Origin of the sequence: Bartonella sp. HY406, assembly GCF_025449315.1 — a bacterium.
In the GTDB taxonomy this organism is placed as follows: Bacteria; Pseudomonadota; Alphaproteobacteria; order Rhizobiales; family Rhizobiaceae; genus HY038.
The window spans coordinates 564,289-583,950 of record NZ_CP104893.1 but is presented as its reverse complement, the minus strand read 5'-3'; the positions used below and the strand labels follow the sequence as shown (position 1 = coordinate 583,950).

At 42.0% G+C, this 19,662-nt stretch carries 12 protein-coding genes; 3 read left to right on the top strand and 9 right to left on the bottom strand.

The genetic code is table 11. The annotated features are described in order from the left end of the window. Positions 1-24: 24 nt before the first annotated feature. From N6B01_RS02405 to N6B01_RS02365, 9 genes are all read right to left on the bottom strand, one after another. Positions 25-492 carry a nucleoside deaminase gene (locus tag N6B01_RS02405; RefSeq protein WP_262079762.1) on the bottom strand — a complete coding sequence of 156 codons (468 nt, stop codon included), beginning with the start codon at positions 490-492 and terminating at the stop codon, positions 25-27. A gap of 114 nt (positions 493-606) precedes the next feature. After that, the gene (locus tag N6B01_RS02400) at positions 607-1,155 is read right to left on the bottom strand and encodes a GNAT family N-acetyltransferase (RefSeq protein ID WP_262080549.1); all 549 of its coding nucleotides are present in this window, start codon (positions 1,153-1,155) and stop codon (positions 607-609) included. A 246-nt stretch (positions 1,156-1,401) separates the two neighbouring features. Next, positions 1,402-2,535, bottom strand: coding sequence for a type III PLP-dependent enzyme (locus tag N6B01_RS02395; protein ID WP_262079761.1), 1,134 nt, complete (start codon positions 2,533-2,535; stop codon positions 1,402-1,404). An 871-nt stretch (positions 2,536-3,406) separates the two neighbouring features. Further along, positions 3,407-3,898, bottom strand: a complete 492-nt coding sequence (locus N6B01_RS02390; RefSeq protein WP_262079760.1) for a GNAT family N-acetyltransferase — start codon at positions 3,896-3,898, stop codon at positions 3,407-3,409. Between the two features lie 331 nt (positions 3,899-4,229). Further along, positions 4,230-6,416 carry a primosomal protein N' gene (locus N6B01_RS02385; protein WP_262079759.1) on the bottom strand — a complete coding sequence of 729 codons (2,187 nt, stop codon included), beginning with the start codon at positions 6,414-6,416 and terminating at the stop codon, positions 4,230-4,232. A 268-nt stretch (positions 6,417-6,684) separates the two neighbouring features. Further along, positions 6,685-7,230, bottom strand: a complete 546-nt coding sequence (locus N6B01_RS02380) for a hypothetical protein (RefSeq protein WP_262079758.1) — start codon at positions 7,228-7,230, stop codon at positions 6,685-6,687. Between the two features lie 423 nt (positions 7,231-7,653). Then, the gene (gene trxA / locus N6B01_RS02375) at positions 7,654-8,571 is read right to left on the bottom strand and encodes a thioredoxin (protein ID WP_262079757.1); all 918 of its coding nucleotides are present in this window, start codon (positions 8,569-8,571) and stop codon (positions 7,654-7,656) included. A 115-nt stretch (positions 8,572-8,686) separates the two neighbouring features. Continuing rightward, complete coding sequence (locus tag N6B01_RS02370) at positions 8,687-9,184, bottom strand: prolyl-tRNA synthetase associated domain-containing protein (protein WP_262079756.1); 498 nt, start codon at positions 9,182-9,184, stop codon at positions 8,687-8,689. Positions 9,185-9,372: 188 nt separating this feature from the next. Beyond that, positions 9,373-10,239 (bottom strand): LysR substrate-binding domain-containing protein, encoded by an 867-nt coding sequence (locus tag N6B01_RS02365; RefSeq protein ID WP_262079755.1) that lies wholly within the window; start codon positions 10,237-10,239, stop codon positions 9,373-9,375. 222 nt (positions 10,240-10,461) lie between these two features. Here N6B01_RS02365 and N6B01_RS02360 point away from each other — a divergent pair, with 222 nt between their 5' ends. The 3 genes from N6B01_RS02360 to N6B01_RS02350 all read left to right on the top strand — a co-directional run bounded on the left by N6B01_RS02360 (position 10,462) and on the right by N6B01_RS02350 (position 19,613). Further along, entirely contained in the window at positions 10,462-16,407 is a 5,946-nt protein-coding gene (locus N6B01_RS02360; protein ID WP_262079754.1) for an Ig-like domain-containing protein, read from the top strand. A 160-nt stretch (positions 16,408-16,567) separates the two neighbouring features. Continuing rightward, positions 16,568-18,298: a type I secretion system permease/ATPase gene (locus tag N6B01_RS02355; RefSeq protein ID WP_262079753.1), complete on the top strand. Its 1,731-nt coding sequence runs from the start codon at positions 16,568-16,570 to the stop codon at positions 18,296-18,298. A 10-nt stretch (positions 18,299-18,308) separates the two neighbouring features. Further along, positions 18,309-19,613, top strand: a complete 1,305-nt coding sequence (locus tag N6B01_RS02350; RefSeq protein WP_262079752.1) for an HlyD family type I secretion periplasmic adaptor subunit — start codon at positions 18,309-18,311, stop codon at positions 19,611-19,613. Positions 19,614-19,662 lie beyond the last annotated feature (49 nt).

The following is a 19,662-nucleotide window of genomic DNA, read 5'->3' as shown; positions in this document are numbered from 1 at the left end:
AGCTATTAAAACAAGATCTACATTCTAAGCTTTGCGTTTATTGCTAAAAAATTGCGTCAAAAGATCAGATGTTTCCTGTTCACAAAGACCAGAATAGACATCTGGGCGGTGATGACAGGTTGGTTGATTAAAAAAAACCGGTCCATATTCGACAGCGCCGCCCTTTGGATCACTTGCGCCATAATAAAGCCGGCGAATTCGCGCAAAAGAAATGGCGGCTGCGCACATAGCACAAGGCTCAAGCGTTACGTATAAATCGCATTCTGGCAAGCGTTCACTTGACAGTGCTTCACAAGCCATTCTTATTGCACGGATTTCGGCATGTCCCGTTGGATCAAAAACATGGCGGGTTAAATTATGGGCTTTGGCTATTAATTTGCCTTGATGAAAAATAACCGCGCCAACGGGAACCTCATCCAGTTCAAATGCAAGCTTTGCCTCTCGCAAGGCAAGCTCCATAGGTGTACTTTGTTTTTTGCTTGTAACAACCATATTTAAGTTAATTCAGCCATTTATTGTTCATTTCAAGCAATAGCAATAAAACATATTATAAAAGCTGTGAAGAGCTTGCTAACAAAATAGCGCAGGCCTATGGGTTTAACTTGTTTAAGCCACGTTTTTTGAGGGGCTTATATTACGCTTTATTTTTTCACCTGACGGCATAACAACACCAGTTGCATTATCTAACCAATCAGTAACCAATTCAAGTGCTTGGAAACGTTGGCGCTCAAAAGGTCCTGGCATAGATAAATGAGCCGCTTTGCTAGCACAAAAACCAAAACGGCGATAATAATCAGCATCACCAACAAGAAGAATAGCACCATGCCCTAAGAGCTTGGCGCGAGAAATAGCTTCCACCATCAAGCGCGCGCCAATGCCCTGCCCTGCAAAATCTTGACGAATAGCAAGAGGACCCAATAAAAGCGCATTAATAAAACCACCATTTCTATTTGCCAAGCAGATATGCCAAAGGCGAATGCTGCCAATAAGCATACCGCTTTCATCACGTGCAACAAGGTTTAATCCGCGAGCGGGCAAGCGATTTTTACGAATTTTTTCTGATGATTTGCGTTTACGGTTTGCCCCCATCACACTATCAAGCAAAGCTTCGCGCTGTGAAACTTCATCACAGCGTTCATCATCAATGATAATCATTGCACTTGCACTGTTATTGATAAGCGCTGCATCACCATTATTTAAAATATTTTTTAAGCTTTGAGCCAACATGTTCGATCGCCCTATAAGATGACATGTCAAAAGAACCGCAAATCACCTTATTGGTAATTTACAAGACACATGCATATATTTTTTTTAAAATACTAAACTTAACGCCCCACTTTTGCGTGAGGCGTTTAAGGTTGATCGCAATAGAAATTACTGCTCACTTAAAGAGCAAAATCTCTAAATCACGTAAGAGCGGATAGGTTCAAAACCATTAAATGCAATAGATGCATAAGTAGTCGTATAAGCACCTGTACCCAAGATCAACAATTCATCACCAATGGTCAAGCTTAAAGGCAATGGATAAGGTGTCTTTTCATACATAACATCGGCAGAGTCACAGGTTGGGCCAGCAAGCACGCAAGGCGCGGTTACATCACCATCATGAGGCGTTATAATTGGATAGCGAATAGCTTCATCCATTGTTTCAGCAAGACCGTTAAATTTACCAACATCAAGATAAACCCAACGTTGCTCATCATTAGCCGACTTTTTAGAAATCAACACCACTTCGGTGCGGATAACCCCTGCATTACCCACCATGCCACGGCCTGGCTCAATAATGGTTTCTGGGATACGATTGCCAAAATGCTTGCTTAAAGCTTCAAAAATAGCATTACCATAGGCTTGCGCGGTTGGTACATCTTTCAAATAGCGGGTTGGAAAGCCACCGCCCATATTCACCATTTGCAATTTAATGCCTTCTTTAGCAAGCGCTTCAAACACACCAGCCGCATCAGCCAAAGCACTATCCCATGCATCAAGATTGGTTTGCTGTGAGCCAACATGGAATGAAACACCATAGGCGGATAAACCAAGTTCATCGGCACGGCGTAACACATCAATTGCCATGGCAGGCACACAACCAAATTTGCGTGATAGCGGCCATTCAGCCCCTTCACCATCGGTTAATACACGGCAAAACACTTTTGCATCGGGCGCAACACGGGCAATTTTTTCTACTTCTTCAACGCAATCAACAGCATAGAGCGAAATACCCAAAGCATAAGCACGGGCAATATCACGCTCTTTTTTGATGGTGTTGCCGTAAGAAATTCGCTCTGGTGATGCACCTGCATCCAAAGCCATTTCAATTTCTTCAACTGAAGCTGTATCAAAATTAGAACCCAAATCAGCCAAAAGGCGCAAAATTTGTGGCTCTGGATTAGCCTTTACCGCGTAAAAAATACGCGATTGCGGAAGTGCTTTTTCAAAACCGTGATAATTTTCGCGCACAACATCAAGATCCACGACAACGCATGGGCCTTCTGGGCGGCGGGTTTTAAGAAAATCAAGAATGCGTTGTGTAGCCATTGGAACTCTCCACTTTTGGTTTCCAAATGTAAAGCATCGCAGCCCTTTGTCATCAAGGGGCTGTAAAACTTCAGAACAAAGTGCATGAAATCCTCCCATTTTAAAAAATAGGATAGAATTCAGGCGATGAAGGAACAGCGCGGCGACCGCATTGTTCAGCTTTGTCTGCCTCTTATTGGAATTGGAAAACCATTTCCGCAATGAAGGCAATGAGGGTGTGCCTCTACAGTATTTCCGGCATAGCCGTATCACTAGAAAGGCCCGCACCGTCGTTGCTTCGAGATGTCCTCGCTCTTTTGGTTGGCCAATGAGAGCGACTGGAGCGGTTAGTTCCAGGTACCTTACCGATTACCCTCACCATTCGAGGAACCGGCGGACACCCATAGGCTCGTGCGACTTTGGGCAATTGCCATATAGTCATAAAAAAATGACTTTTCAATGACAATTTTTCAAATTTGGGATTTTTTTTTAAATTTAATTTTCAGGTCTTGCTAAATATCAGAAAAACATAAATAATTTAATTTTTCAACTATATTTTAGTATTAAACAAGCAAACTAAAGTATAAAACTATTTCTTTCATGACAAGCAATATTTATGTAAATGTATATTTTTTTGCAAAATAATAAGTTGCAAGCAATCAATAGCTTATGGTCAAAAAGCAATGGTATTTTTAACGGGCTATAGCAGAAAATCTCCCCTTAATAGCCCGCGCTTTTTTCAACATACTATGCACCTTAATCCATCAAAGTGCATTTATTAGAGCGCATTTCGATCTGATTGGATCAGATCCGCGCTCTAATACATTGTTTACACCGCGTTTTTTGTCCGAAAACCGCTTCACACTTTTTGGAAAACGCTCTAATCAGTAAGTTATAAAATTAACTGCATCAATACCAAATCAAGCCATTTGCCAAATTTTATACCAACCTGCGGCATATGCCCTGTAACCTTAAAGCCAAATTTTTCATGCAAGGCAATTGAGGCCTTATTTTCAGCTTCAATTCCTGCAATTAAAACATGGACATTGTTATTTTGCGCTTCCTTAATCAAAGCGCCAAGCAAGGCTTTACCAATACCCTTGCCCCGGGCATTCTTATCAATATAAATCGATAATTCACTTGAATGAACATAGCCGGGGAACTGGCGAAATGGACCATAACTTGCATAGCCACAAGTTATGCCATCAACCTCAGCAACCAGTACCGGAAACCCTGATTTTTGCCTGTCCTGCAACCATGATTTGCGGTTTGCAATATCAACCACATGCTCGGTCCAAATAGCATCACTATTTAAAATTGCTTCGTTAAAAATATCGGTAATAACTGGCAAATCATCCTCAGTGGCGGCGCGAATATGAAGCATATAATCTTTCCCCTTTAAATTAAGAAATAAAATTATACAGCATTTAAAAATGACGCAAGGAGTTTTTAATAATCAATTAAAAATCATCGGCGTCAAAGCGGCTCTGCGATAGCATCCAATATGCTGGCGCGGTAAAACTCATGTCTTATATGTTTCTGTAACCGCGCTAATCTTCACGCGCAGCACGCAACTTTTTGCTATTGGTGCTAACTAAACTATGGGCAACTACCGATAGAACAATCATCAATAAATCATATGAAGGTCAGAACCCATTAATTATCATAAATAACAACTTACGAACCATCGGCTATTTTTAACGACAGAACAATACTTATAAAAAGCTTTGTGGATCAATATCAATTTGTATCCTTACCGAGCCACGTGGTGGTGGCGCGGTTGCAATGATGGCTTTAATAAAACTTTGAATATCAGCGCGTTTTGAGCCATGAATAAGTAAGCGAAAGCGGTGGCGACCTCGAATAATCGCAAGCGGTGCTTCAGCCGGTCCAAGAACACTGATTTCATTGGTTTTTGGGGCGGCTTGACGCAAGAGCCTTGCATAATTTTCAGATTCTTGCCGGCTTTCAGCTGAAATAATAATGGCCGCCAAGCGCCCAAAGGGCGGCAAGTGATCACGCTCACGCGCTGCAATTTCGCGCTCATAAAAGGCTAATGCATTACCCGATATAATTGCCTGCATCACCGGATGGCTAGGCTGATAGGTCTGAATAAGCCCTTCTGCCGCTGCGCCTGAACGCCCAGCGCGTCCCGTCACCTGCGATAAAAGTTGAAAAGTGCGTTCAGCCGCGCGCGGGTCACCATTCGCAAGACCAATATCAGCATCGACCACGCCAACAAGGGTCATATTGGGGAAGTGATGGCCTTTAGCGACAAGCTGCGTGCCAATGACAATATCTACTTCACCCTTGGTCACGGCTTCAAGTTCTAGCCGCAAACGTTTGACACCGCCAATAAGGTCGGTCGAAAGCACCAGAATACGCGCATCGGGAAATTCTGCCTCCGTTTCCTCAGCAATCCGTTCAACGCCCGGACCACAGGCAACCAAATGGTCAAATGTTCCACATTCGGGACAGCTTTCCGGCGTTGGTACGTGATAACCGCAATGGTGGCATAATAATTCACCACGAAAGCGGTGATCCACTAACCAGCTTGAGCAATTGGGGCAGGAAAAACGGTGTCCACACACACGGCAAAGGGTTAGCGGCGCATAGCCACGCCGATTAAGAAATAATAGGCTTTGCTCACCCTTTTCAATGGTCTTATGAATAGATTCAATGAGACGGGGTGACAAAAAATGGCCGCTCGCTGGTGCGTTTTTTCTTAAATCAATTGCATGAAGATCAGGCATTGCAGCAGCAGCAAAGCGACTGGTAAGCTTAATTTGCTTGTAACGCCCTTGCAGCGCATTAACCTGACTTTCAACTGATGGTGTTGCCGATGATAAGATGACCGGAACTTTGGCAATAGCACCACGCGCAACAGCCATATCACGCGCATTATAAAAAACGCGATCTTCTTGCTTAAAAGCAGCATCATGTTCTTCATCAACAATAATCAGCCCAAGTTGCTTAAACGGCAAAAATAAAGCGGAACGCGCGCCGGCAACCACCTTAACTCTGCCTTCTGCCACTTGCCGCCAAACCCGTTCGCGTTGGCGCGGCGACATATCAGAGTGCCATTCAGCAGGTGGCGCACCAAAACGCGCATGGAAACGGTCAAGAAATTGTTGGGTAAGGGCAATTTCAGGCAAAAGAATTAAAACTTGGCGGCCAAGCTCTATAGCGCGGGCAACCGCCTCGAAATAAACCTCAGTTTTGCCAGAACCGGTGACACCATCGAGTAAGGTTGTGCTAAAAGCATTATCAAAAACCGCAATTTCCAAAGCATCAGCAGCGTATTGTTGGTCTTGTTCAAGCTTTGGTGGTGAATAAGCAGGATCAGGATCGGCAACAACGGCAGGTGGTGGCAGCTTTACTTCATCAAATAGGCCTTGCGCAATAAGCCCGTCAATAACGCTAGTGGAAACACCCGCAGCATGAGCAAGGCCGGATTTCGTCCAAGGTAAGCCATCTTGAATATGGTCTATCACGCGTAATCGCGCCGGAGTTTGCCGTTCAACTTCATTCCCATTCCAGCGAAAACCTGTAATCATCGGCTCTGGCTCAAAGGCAGTTGGAACACGCAAGGCCATGCGTGCCACCATACCGGGCGGCGACAGCGTATAATTTGCAACAAATTTGATAAATTGTAAAAGCTCGGCTTTTATTGGCGGGCAATCAAAAACTTGATGTATTGCCTTTAACTTTTTTATCGGCACATTATCAGTTGCATCATCGGTAACAAGACCCGCCACCTGTCTTGGGCCAAGCGGCACTTGCACAATAGAGCCAACCTCGACATTCATGCCTTCCGGCACGGCATAGCTATATGGACGCTCAGTCGGTACAGGAATGAGCACAGATACAATTTTTGTCGGTTGAAACAGATCGTTTGTCATATGGCCTTTATGATACACATGCTTTTTGTTTAAACAAAGCTTTTATCGATTAACTAAAGCATTTTCATAAAACTGGAAAGCGGTTTACACCACAACACCATAAGATTTTTATCACGGGTCTATTTTTTAGATAATAAAAGAACACAGAACAAAATTTTATTAAATCAAATCCGCTAAAGCGGAAACATCAAATGGATTGGTTAGATTAAACCGAACGTAATTGATTAACAATTATCAAAAAATTTAGTTATAGATAAAATTTAGATGGTTAAAGGTATAACATGCAATGTAAAAAATTGTCGGCAACGTCCTCTTCTGTTCCATTATTGATTATCGCATTTTTTATAATTTTGTATTTATCCCAGTTAATCCCATGATCTTCATTGTCAATATTGCGCTTAAAATTGCCAAAATAAAATGTTGCAAATATAGTCAAGGTTGCAAAAAAATCTTCTAAACTCGTTGCTATTTTATTAAAATCAGCCTCTCCACCACCATGGATTGACCAATAAAGATTGCAATCTTTGCCTATAGCTATTGGATCACCACTAGCATCAGCAATGACAAGATATTCCTTAACATCTAAATCGAAAAATTTTCGCATTTTTAAAATTTTATTCAAATCATAAAAATCAACGCCATTTGAATTACAATTTAATGTAAAAGAACTAAAATAGCCAAATTCCGATATTTCACCGCGTATTTTCATACAAGGAAATAAATCTAAGTCAAAATTACCAGCAGATACCAATTTTACCTTGGATTTATAGCTTCTCAAAGTTGCAATTAATTTAGTAATTTCTTCAAAATACATTTAATTGTCCTTAGCTTAAATATTATCCTTACTCTGCATGAGCGTAAAAAAGGTCTTTGGAAAGCTCATTTTTGAGTATTCCTATTTTAAAACCTATAATCCATTAAGATTAAATAGAAAATTATACCATTAGGCAAGCAATAATTTTAAACGTTGCTACTTTGACACAATGATGAATATTCGATTTACAGCTAAGTGTATTCGCTATTGTTAAGCGATAAGATATTTGCAACATATTAGGGTTAGGAAATAAATATATTTTATTTAAAGTTTGCGGCAAGACCCAAATTTTTCATAGTAAATTTTAACGTCCTTTGCTCATTGGAAAAATCAAAATTTTTAAAAATATCCATTGTCATGCCAGATAAAAAGGCCAGTAAATAGCAAAATCCACTGGCCTTTGTAAACTTTACTTACCTCATCTTAAGCAAAAAGCAGTGAAGACAATTTGCGTCGCGCGGACAAAGTAACAGGATTAGTTGCGCCCCAAACTTCAAAAAACTGTAGCAACTGTTTTTTGGCTTTTTCATCTTCCCATGTGCGGTCTTCACGCATTAAGTCAAGCAGCATATCAGCGGCTTTTGCGTGTTCACCTTGGGCGTTAAAAATAAGGGCGAGATCAAAACGCGCCGAAAAGTTTTTGGGATCTTCATCAATTTGTTTTTGCAATGCAATTGGGTCGCCAAGCGTTTTAATTTGCTCTGCAATGGCAATACGAGCCAAAACCGCACTTAAAGCTGCATCACTTTTTTTATTTTCAGGGGCGGTCGCAAGAATAGCCTTGGCTTGTTCCACCTCACCGGCTTCTAGAAAACACGTTGCAAGGCCGGCGATTGCAGGAATATTTTCAGGCTCTTGCTGTAAAATTGCCGAAAAAATATTAAGTGCTTGAACAAAATCACCGTTTTTAAGCAATTCTTGCGCAGCTTCAACCGCTTCTTGCATATCTGGCTTTTGATCTGCTGATGAATGACGGCTAATAAATTCACGCACTTCGCTTTCTGGTACATTGCCCATAAAAGCATCAACTGGCTGCCCATTAACAAATGCAACAACTGCCGGAATAGATGAAATGCCAAGCTGCCCAGCAATTGATGGATGATCATCAATATTCATTTTAACCAACCGAACAGCGCCTTTGGCTTCATTGACTACTTTTTCAAGCGTTGGCCCAAGCTGTTTGCATGGCCCGCACCATGGCGCCCAAAAATCCACGAGAACGACATGTTTTTTAGACACCTCAAGCACGTCTTTTTGAAAGGTTGCAGTCGTCGTATCGCTTACCCATTGGCTTGGTTGGCTACCTATTGCGCCGGTTGCAAGACCATTGATTGTACTCATTTTTTCCAATTCCTGTTTCTAAGCGATTAATCTCTTATCTATCAATGATAGACACTCAAAATATTTTTCTTATAAAATCGTATTCTCAAAGATAGTTTTCAAGGCTTCAATAAAGCTATTCACTGACTTTAATAATGTGTAGTTCATGGCCAGTTGCTTTGATAAAACGTGCAAGGTCATCATTACCAATGCTCATGGTCGCATCATTGCTCATGGGGTGGCCATTAATCAATGGTTGTTTAAATAATGGCTCATCAATAATAATTTTTACTTGCTGATTTTTGTCGTTAATCGCGCCAAAAATACTAACTGCACCAGGATAAAGACCTAAAAATTCATCAAGTTTTTCTGGCGAGCCAAAAGAAACACGCCCCGATGCACCAATTTTATGATGAATGGATTTAAGATCGATAATGGCATTGTCTTCAACTGTTATCAAAAAATAATTACTCTTTTTATCTTTTAAAAACAAATTCTTACTATGAGCACCACTAATAGTTTCTTTAAGATGTTCCGCCTCACCAACAGAAAAAACCGTCTCATGATCATAGGTTTTGACACGAATGCCAAGATCATTCAAAAAAGCTTGAAGTTCTTTGCGTCCTGCTTTCAATGTGGCTCTCCCTCACTATAGTCTTGCAGCTTTTCATAAAAACCCCAAAAGCCTTAGCAATCAACTCATTTTAGAAAAGCAATTTGTATTGTTTGCGCTCATAAGTCAAAACAAAATTGGACATGATCGTGTCGCAAGCTTTAGCGAGGGTTAAAACCTATTGATTTTACATGAAGTAACAAGATATTCTATTGATAGAGGAGTTTTGCAGTCTCTATAAATTTTTTGATAAGCGAAAAATTTTTATGTTCTTTAAAATAAATAATATATTCATCAATAGTTATATCTGCGTCATTAATTGGAATGAAACAAAGTCGGTCATCATTGCCAAATTCCCGATCACCGACAATGCTGGCTCCAACCCCCAAGGCTACTGCTTCAGCTACGCCCTCACGCGAGGATGTTGCAACAATATTTTTTAATGAAAGACCGTGGTGGTTTATATTTGCTTCAAAAACTTCTCTCGTTCTTGAGCCAATCTCGCGCAATACAAAAGGTAGATTTTTGATTTCCTGCATCGAAACCGAAATTCGTTTTGCTAAGGGATGGTGACAAGAAACACAAAGGCCAAGGCGCATGCTTAAAAAATGTTCGGCTGCAAGTTCCTGATTTTTTGACAAAAAAGCACTAATAGCAATATCAACACGTTGATTAATAAGTTGCTCAACAACATGCACAGAATTATCAATCGATAGTGAAAAAGTCAAATTTGAATGACAGTTTTTCAAATGGGTTAAAATTGGCAAAACCAATATTGGGCCATCAGCCGCCACCCTTATACGTCCTGTATAAACAAGCCTCTCACCTTTTAAAAATTCCTGCGCCTGTTGCTCGGCATCAAATAGCTTGGTGGTTATTTCAAAAAGATCTTTACCAACATCACTTAACACAACACCATTCATTTTACGTTCAAACAGGTTAAGACCATATTTGGTTTCTAATTGGCGCACATGAGTTGACAAAGTTGATTGGCTAATGGCCATTTGACGTGATGCGCGTGAAAAACTGTTAGAAAGCGCAACATAGTGAAAAGCCTTTAGTTGTGTAAATGACATAGTCCCCCCTAAGTCCTTGCGAATAACACGCCTAAACACCTTACTTTACGCTAAGATCTTTTATTTACAGTTGTATGACACATTAAAAAATGAATACCCCATATAGAAATAAACTATCGGTTTTTCATAGCTTGGCAAAACAAATGCAACCTGTTTGTCATATTTCCACCATAGCTTTTAACGGCAAAATACCTGCTTTTACTTGCTTTGAGGAAAACCTTTATGAGTACAATATCAGCTAATTCAAATACACCACCTTTAATGACATTGCCATTAGATACATCGCTTTTTAATACAGCGGCAGATGGCTTTTTGAAAATTGATGCGCTCAACCCAAATCAAGCCATTCATGTCAATACGGGCGGCACGGGAAAAGTCACATCTTTTAGTTTAATTTTCGATGTTTATGTTCCAGCACAGACTGCTACAAGCAGCTGGGTTTCATTTTTTCAATCTGACGTAACCAATACAAATGATGCTGATATTTTTGGCAAAATGGGCGGAACCAGCTATGGTATTGGCATAGGCGGAAATTATCGCGGCGTTGCCGAACTCGATAGTTGGAACCGCATTGGTATAACCATTGAAAAAAATGCTGATAACAGCGTTACCATGCATAAATATATCAATGGTATCCATATAGATGACCAACAAATTACCGGCAGTAATGCTGAGCGTTATATTATTGATAATGAAAAAGGATTTTTGATTTTTTCTGATAATGATGGCGAAACATCGTCCGCACAGCTTAGCAATTTTTTCTACGGTGAAAGAGTGCTTACCGCCGACGAGATGGGCGCTCTTGGCAATTTTCAGCCAAGCGGTATTATTCCAGATAGTCTTCATGATGAAGCAGTAAAATTTAACGGCAGTGAATTTCGCTTTAATAACGGCACAGCAGAGCCAATTTTTGGCAGTGCCTCATTAGAAGGCATTAACACAACCCTTACCGTTGAGAAAGATAGCGGCGGATCTGGTACAACCGACCCAGCGCTTGTGCAAAAAGTTGCATCAATTCGTGATATTATGGTAACCCCAGACGCAGAAAATGTCACAATAGACCTTTCACAATATTTCTCTGGTGAGGGATTAACCTACAATATTACCAATAAAAATGGCGATGTGGTTGCTGCAACGCTGGTTGACAATCAGCTTATCCTTGATTTTAATACTCTTGGTCATTCCGATATTTCAGTTACAGCAACCGATAGTAGCGGAAAAACATCAGTTGTTGATGATTTTCGTGTGCGTGTTGCAGGTCCTAATGCCTATACAATTGCAGTTATTCCAGATACGCAAGATTATACCGCAAGTGACGGTCTTGCCCATATATTTGGCGATATGATGCAATGGTTGGTTGATAATAAGGATAGCCATAATATTAGCTTTGTTTCCCATGTCGGTGACGTTACGAACAATAATACCACTCGTCAATGGGATATTGCAGAGGCTGCTTTACGTAAGCTTGATGGTAAAATTCCCTATGCTTTATTGCCAGGCAATCATGATCAGGCAACTGGCGGTAGTGCCGCAGATCACTCATCTATCCACCTTGATGAGCGTTTTTCGCCAGATAAGCAAAAAGCCACCAATCCCAATAATTTTGGTGGCGCTTATGATCAAGAAACCAATAGCGCGCGTAACACCTATAGCACATTTACCGCACCAGATGGAACAAAATGGCTATCCATTTCACTAGAATTTGGGCCACGCGATGATGTTATTCGTTGGGCAGGTGATGTGATTGAAGCCCATCCTGATTATAAGGTGATGCTAACCACCCACGCGCTGACAAGTTATGCTAGCCGGCAAGACAATATTTCGCTTCCCCTTTATGATGAAGGCGCAGGCTATGATTATGGAATAGGCAAGGATCAACGCGGCTCAACTGATGGTGAAACCATTGCACGAGAATTATTAACCCGTTACCCTAATATTGTGATGACATTTTCGGGTCATATTTTTGGTGATGGCGCACAAACCGATATTTCTTATAATCAATATGGCCAACCAGTTTATCAGTTTCTTGTCAATTATCAAAATGGTGTATCACGCGAAATCACCGGAAATGGCGATGAATCAAAAGGTAATAATGGCGGTAATGGTGCTATTCGTCTGGTAACGATTGACCCTGACAATAATCGTATCACCACTGAGACCTATTTTGTTGCTTTGGATAAATATCTTGATGGATATCGCACCCAAGAAGAGCTTGATCGCGATGGTCTAACTGGTCCATATAAGGATCATCAAGAAGTTATTGAAAATATTGATCTAGGTCCTGCACAAGCTTATGCATTGGCAAAGGCGGGAGATGACATTATAGCCCAAGCAACCGAGGGCGCCGAATTTGCACGCGTTAATCTATCTGCTGCAAAATCGCTTTTGCCAGATGCGGTTACATCATGGATATGGACCGATAAAGACGGTGATATTGTTGCAAATGGTAAGGATGCAATTGCAGAGCTTGGCCTTGGTAAACATAACTTAAAACTAACCGCCATTGATAAAAATGGTATTCAAACCACCGATACAATCCAAGTTATTGTGCGCGGCGATCGAACATTAATGGTGGAAGACTTTAACGATGGTGATGCTAAAGGTTGGGCGACCGATTATGGTGCAGCTGATGGCGATACGGGTAAATTTTTGTTAAAAGGCACTGTATTTTCTCGCCCTGCACATGATGATGGTTTAGCCGCGCCCCAAGCTTCCCTTTACGATCAAAGTGATGCTGCCAATAATAAGCTCGTTTATATTGGTGAAGGCTCTAAAGACTGGAGCAATTATGTTTTTGAAGCAACTCTCACTCAGCTCGACAATGATGCTTTAGGTGTTTACTTCTACTATCAAGATGCCAATAATTACTATCGCTTCAGCATGGATGGCGAAAATAATCAGCGTCGATTAATCAAAGTAGAAAATGGTCAAGAAACGCTGCTAGCGGTGGTAAATGAAGGTACGCCTTTTAACATCCGCTTGCCAATAACCATCGCGATAACCGATAATAATATCAACGTTTTTATCAATGATAAAAATGTTTTTGGCGGACCCGTTGTTGATGATACAATGACCATAAAAGGCGGCACAGTTGGCGTTTACTCAAGTGGACAACGCTCATCTGTATTTGATGATCTTGTGGTAACCAAAGCCATTACCACCGCAAAAGCTGGAATTGATCAAAATGTTTATGATTTTGATGGTAATGGCACTGCTGCAGTTACTTTAGATGCAAGTGCTTCCTTTAGCACCAAAAACATTGTCGATTATAGTTGGACTGATCTTAATAGCAATGTGATTGGTACTGGCAAAACTTTAACCACCGAACTTCCTGCCGGAAACAATCAATTACTGTTAAAAGTCACCGATAGTGATGGTTTGGTTTCAACAGATCGCATTGATATTAACGTGGTGAGTAAGTCAAAAATATTAATGCATGAAGACTTTTCAAACCAAGACTCGCTTTCACGCTTCACAATTATTGATGAAGGTGAGTTTGGCGGCATTGGCAGCGATGGCCGCAAATCGCAATGGATTTGGCAAGATGGTAAATTGGTGCAAACAACTGAACTTGCTAGCCGCCAATTAACTTGGCAAGGAGCAACCGCAAGCGACTATTGGCAACGCGGCTGGAGCCCGCTTGGCGATGGTGTCAATGTATTGCGCCTTGGTACTTATGCCTTATATAATGATTCAGCCGCCATGGCTTGGCAAAATTATGCAATTGAAGCCACAATCACCACGCCTGATGATGATGTGCTTGGTTTCCTTTTCCGTTATACAGACGATAAAAACTATTATAAGCTTGAACTTGATGCCAGTGGTACTTTCGACCGCAACGCACGAAATGGCGCGGGAAGCATTTTTAATTTGATCCGCATGAAAGATGGTGTGGAGCAAATCCTTGCGCAAATGCCGGGTAAATATCAACCCGATGAGCCAATGAGATTGCGGCTAGAAGTTTCAGGCGACAAAATCATGGCTTATCTTAATGGCGAAAAGCTTTTTGCAGAGCCAATTGGCGATCGCGGTCATGATACAGGTACTTTTGGCCTTTATTCTTGGGGCAATGCCGGGCTTGCTTTTGATGATCTTACCGTAAGCGATTTATCAACCATAGACCAAAATGCCAAAATCGGCACGGATGCTAGCGATATAATGGCCGGCGGCGATGGTGATGATGTAATCTATGGGCTTGCCGGCAATGATACTTTGCTCGGTCTTGGTGGCAACGACCAATTATATGGCGGCGATGGCGATGATGTTTTGATGGGCGGCACCGGCAATGATCGTCTTGAAGGTGGTAATGGTAATGATGTGCTTATGGGCGAAGATGGCGATGACTCGCTTTTTGGCGGCAATGGCGATGACATTATCGAAGGTGGGCGTGGTGATGACCTATTGGTAGGTGGTGACGGCTCAGATACCTATATTTATGGGCGCGGCGATGGCTCGGATAATATTACCGAAGTTGCACAAGATAGCGGGCAAGATGTTTTGGCATTCCATGATATTAACCGCAGCGAAGTCACCTTATATAAATCCCATGATGCGGTTGAATTGGTTGTGAACGATGGTTCAAAAATTCGGCTTAACCTGCAAATGCGCGATGGCGGCGTTGAATTGATTACCTTTGCTGACGGTACGGTATTAAACCGCGAGCAAATCTTGTCTAATCTTACCAATCGCGGCCCATCAGCGGGCAATGATGTGCTTGCAACAATTGATGAAGATACGCCATCATTCCTCATTCCATTTAGTTCTTTACTTGCAAATGATTATGACCTTGATGGTGATAGTTTAACGATTGTGTCCATTGGCACGCCGATTGGTGGAACAGCGGTGATAGAAGGCGATGCTATCCGCTTTTCTTTAACCCAAGATTTCAACGGCACTGCCTCATTTAACTATGTGGTGAGTGATGGCCGTGGTGGCACCAGCCAAGCAAGCGCCTCTTTTGTGGTTCGCCCAGTTAATGATGCACCAGTTACATCATCAATTGACGTTGAAACTAAGGAAGATGAGGCAATTAGTGGACAAGTCGTTGCAAGTGATGTTGATGGCGACATATTAACTTATACCATTAAACCTAATAATGGCCCTAAAAATGGTACCGCAACCGTTGATGCAAAGACTGGCGCATGGACCTATACACCTAATCTAAATGTTAATGGCTTTGATAGCTTTATTGTCCTTGTCAGTGATGGCAATGGTGGTTTTGCTGAAAGCACCATCAATATCACCATTACACCAGTGAATGATGCGCCTATTGCGGTTGCTGATTTTGGCAGTGTTGCTGAAAATGAAACGGCTTTCTTTGACCTTACCGCCAATGACATTGATGTCGATGGTGACACGATCAGTTTAACCGGTTTTCAAGTAACTACTGTCGAAGGCATTGCGCTTACTCCGCAACAAGCCCAAGCCGCATTTTCAATTGTTGATGGTAAATTATTTGCCGATCCTGCAAATGTATTTGCGGCATTAAATAAAGGGGAGTTTGCCACAGTCACACTAGAATATACCATTAGCGATGGCAATGGCGGCACAGCCACAGGCACCGCAACCATCCGTATTGATGGTTATACCCCTTATAACATCATTCATGGTACAAACGCGGCTGATATTCTCATCGGTACAAATGGCGATGATATGATTGATGGACTTGATGGCAATGATACGATCATAAGCGGCAATGGTGATGATCTTATCAGCGGTGGCAAAGGCAATGATCGCATCATGGCCGGCGCGGGAAATGATATTGTTGACGGCGGAGACGGCAACGATATCATTATGGGCAATGATGGCAATGACGTCTTGAATGGCGGCGATGGCAACGACCAAATCAATGGTGGAACCGGCGATGATTACATAATCGGTGGCAAAGGCAATGACATATTATGGGGCGGCGATGGCAATGATACATTTGTTTTCCAAGCTGTTGATAATGGTCATGATTTGATCATGGATTTTAAGCCCGGTGCGACTAATGGCGATATCATTGTTCTTGCCAAAGAAATCTTTGCCGATTTTGATGCATTAATGACATCAGGTCATATAACAGACACCGCCAATGGCGCTCAAATTGTTCTCAATGATGGATCAACAATAACCGTAAATGGTGTTCGCGTTCAAGACTTTACCATTGATGATTTCCGCTTTGCTTAGGCCATGATTACTGCCCTGAAACATCATTAAGTGAACATGCACTCAATGAGTTTTTAAAAAAGATTTCAGCAAAGGTCAAATATTGCCTTTGCTGAAATCACTTTGTCAAAAGGCGTTGATAAAAACAGCAAATGCAAAGGTTTTTGAGGGAAAATAATTTATGATTAATAAGCCTAATACGGAAAATAAATCAAAGAGTTTAAGTGGCATATTTTCTGGCTGCATGACAGCATTTATCGGTGTTGCTGTTTTAAGTGCCTTTGTCAACTTGCTTTATTTAACCAGTTCCCTATTCATGATGGAGGTTTATGATCGAGTTCTGCCAAGCCGCAGCATACCAACCTTAATTGCCTTATTGGCACTTGTTATTGTATTTTATGCGTTTCAAGGCGTTTTTGATAGTTTACGCGGACGATTATTAATCCGCATTGCTGATCGTCTTGATCAAGCTTTGGCTCCGCGCATTTATGATATTATTATGCGCATCCAATTAATCATGCCAATTAGCGCGCGTAACAACCAACCCATGCGCGACCTTGATAGTATTCGTGCCTTTTTATCAAGTAGCGGCCCCATCGCCCTTTTTGATTTACCATGGTTGCCATTTTATATTGCCATTTGCTTTTTCTTTCATTTTTGGCTTGGGGTGACAGCCCTTGCCGGCGCGATTATTCTGGCATTGGTTACCCTTGTCACCGAAATGGTTACACGGCGACCAGTGGAGGAAGCCGCACGCCAAGCGATAAAACGTAGCCGCATGATTGATATGAGTAGGCGTAATGCCGATATTGCAACGGTCCATGGTATGCTACCGCATTTAAAGCAACGCTGGCATGAAGAAAGCCGCAGCTATGCCCGCCATCAGCGCCAAGCAAGCGATATTTCATCCGGTTTAGGCGTTTTGAGCAAAGCACTGCGTATGCTATTACAATCAGGTATTTTAGCAGTCGGTGCCTGGCTAGTTATACAACAACAAGCAACACCGGGCATTATTATTGCAGGCTCCATTCTTTCAGCACGCGCACTCGCCCCGGTTGATCTTGCCATTGCTAACTGGAAGGGATTTATTGGCGCGCGCCAAAGCCGCACGCGGCTTAAAAATATTTTAAAACTATTGCCAGATGATAAGGCAATCATGGATCTACCTGCACCAACGCGCGAACTTACGATTGACCATGTTACAGCTATTCCGCCCGAATTTCAAAATCCCGTGCTGCACGATATCAGTTTTTCATTAAAAGCAGGCATGGGACTTGGCATTATTGGCGCAAGCGGTTCAGGCAAAAGCTGCTTAGCGCGAATTTTAGCCGGCATTTGGCTGCCTGCCCGTGGCACCATACGCTTTGATGGCGCAACTCTTGACCAATGGGCCCCCGCAACCCTTGCGCGACATATTGGCTATATGCCACAAAGCATCGAATTATTGGATGGTACAATTGCTGAAAATATTGCAGCCTTTGATCCAACGGCAACCGCTGCTGAAATTATCAGTGCTGCACAAAATGCGCGGGTTCATGATCTTATAATTACGTTTGAGCATGGCTATGATACCCAAGTTGGCGAACTTGGCCACCCATTATCGGCAGGACAAAAACAGCGTATTGCACTTGCACGCGCCCTTTTTAGAGATCCTTTCATAACCATTTTAGATGAGCCAAACTCCAACCTTGACGCGCAAGGGGACGAGGCTTTAACCGCCGCAATTTTATCTATTCGCCAAAGAAATGGTATTGCCATTGTCATTGCCCATCGTCCAAGCGCTCTCATTGCTGTCGATCAAGTGCTCATGCTCAATGGTGGAAAATTGCAGGCTTTTGGCCCTAAAGATGAAGTCTTAGCCAAAGTATTAACACCGACACCATCAGCAACCCTAAAAGTTGTTCACGCTTGAGGAAAAAAAGATGAATGAATGGCAAGAATTACAGCGCTCATTACGCAGACATCTGTTAATTGGTTGTTTGGCCGTGGTTATTTTATTGGTTGGTGTTATTGGTTGGATGCTCAACACCAATATCGTTGGCGCAGTGATTAGCCAAGGATCAATTGTTGTTGAAAGCAATTTGAAAAAAGTGCAACATCCTGTTGGTGGTGTGGTTAAGGATTTATTGGTCAAAGAAGGCGATCTCATCACTGCTGGCGATGTAGTTATGCGGCTTGATGCCACCACCACCAAGGCTAATCTTGCAATTATCAGCAATAGTCTTGACCAATTTATAGTACGCCGTTCCCGTCTTGAAAGTGAACGCGATCATTTAAATTATATAAAATTTCATAAGGATATATTGGCGCGTGCTAGTGATGAAGACGTTGCGGCGATGATGAAGGCAGAAGAGCGTCTACTTTCTAACCGCCGAGAAGTCCGCATCAGTAAAAAACAACAATTACAACGCCGTATCGCCCAATTTGATGACGAAATTAAAGGGCTAATGGCGCAAAAGCAAGCCAATGAACATTCTCGTGAGCTGATTAAGGACGAATTATCAAGATTTTTAAAACTTTATGAACTAAAACTGGTTGAGCATAGCCGCCTTAGCACAATACAAAGACAAGCTTCCAATATTGATGGTGAAATTGGTCGTCTAATATCAGCGATTGCCGGAGTTAATGAAAAAATAGCAGAAACCCAATTGCAAATTATTCAAGTTGATGAACAATGGGGCGAAGAAGTTGGCAATGATTTACGCGAAATGGCCAATAATATTGCCGAATATAGTGAGCGTAAAATAGCGGCGGAAGATCAATTACGCCGTATTGATATTATCGCACCACAAACCGGTATTGTGCATCAATTGACAGTACATACGAAAGGCGGAGTTATATCTGCTGGAGAACCCATTATGATGATTGTGCCCAAGGTGGATAAGTTGGTGGTCGAAGCTAAAGTTGCCCCCCAAGACATTGACCAGATTTACAAAGGACAAGCTGCAAGATTGCGCTTTTCGGCATTTAATCAAAAAACCACGCCTGAAATTAACGGTCATATAGAGCGCGTATCGGCAGATATTACCACCGATCAAAGAACTGGCCAAACCTATTATATTGCGCGCCTTGCAATTGACGAAGCGGAAATTATGCGCCTTGGTGATGTGGAATTAGTGGCAGGCATGCCGGTTGAAACCTTTATCACCACACAAGAACGCACAATTGCCTCATACTTTATAAAACCGCTTATGGACCAAGTTAACCGCGCGTTTAGAGAAAGCTAAGTTCCTGATCCTCGAGCATATTATTGCTTAAAAATAAAAAGAGCCAATA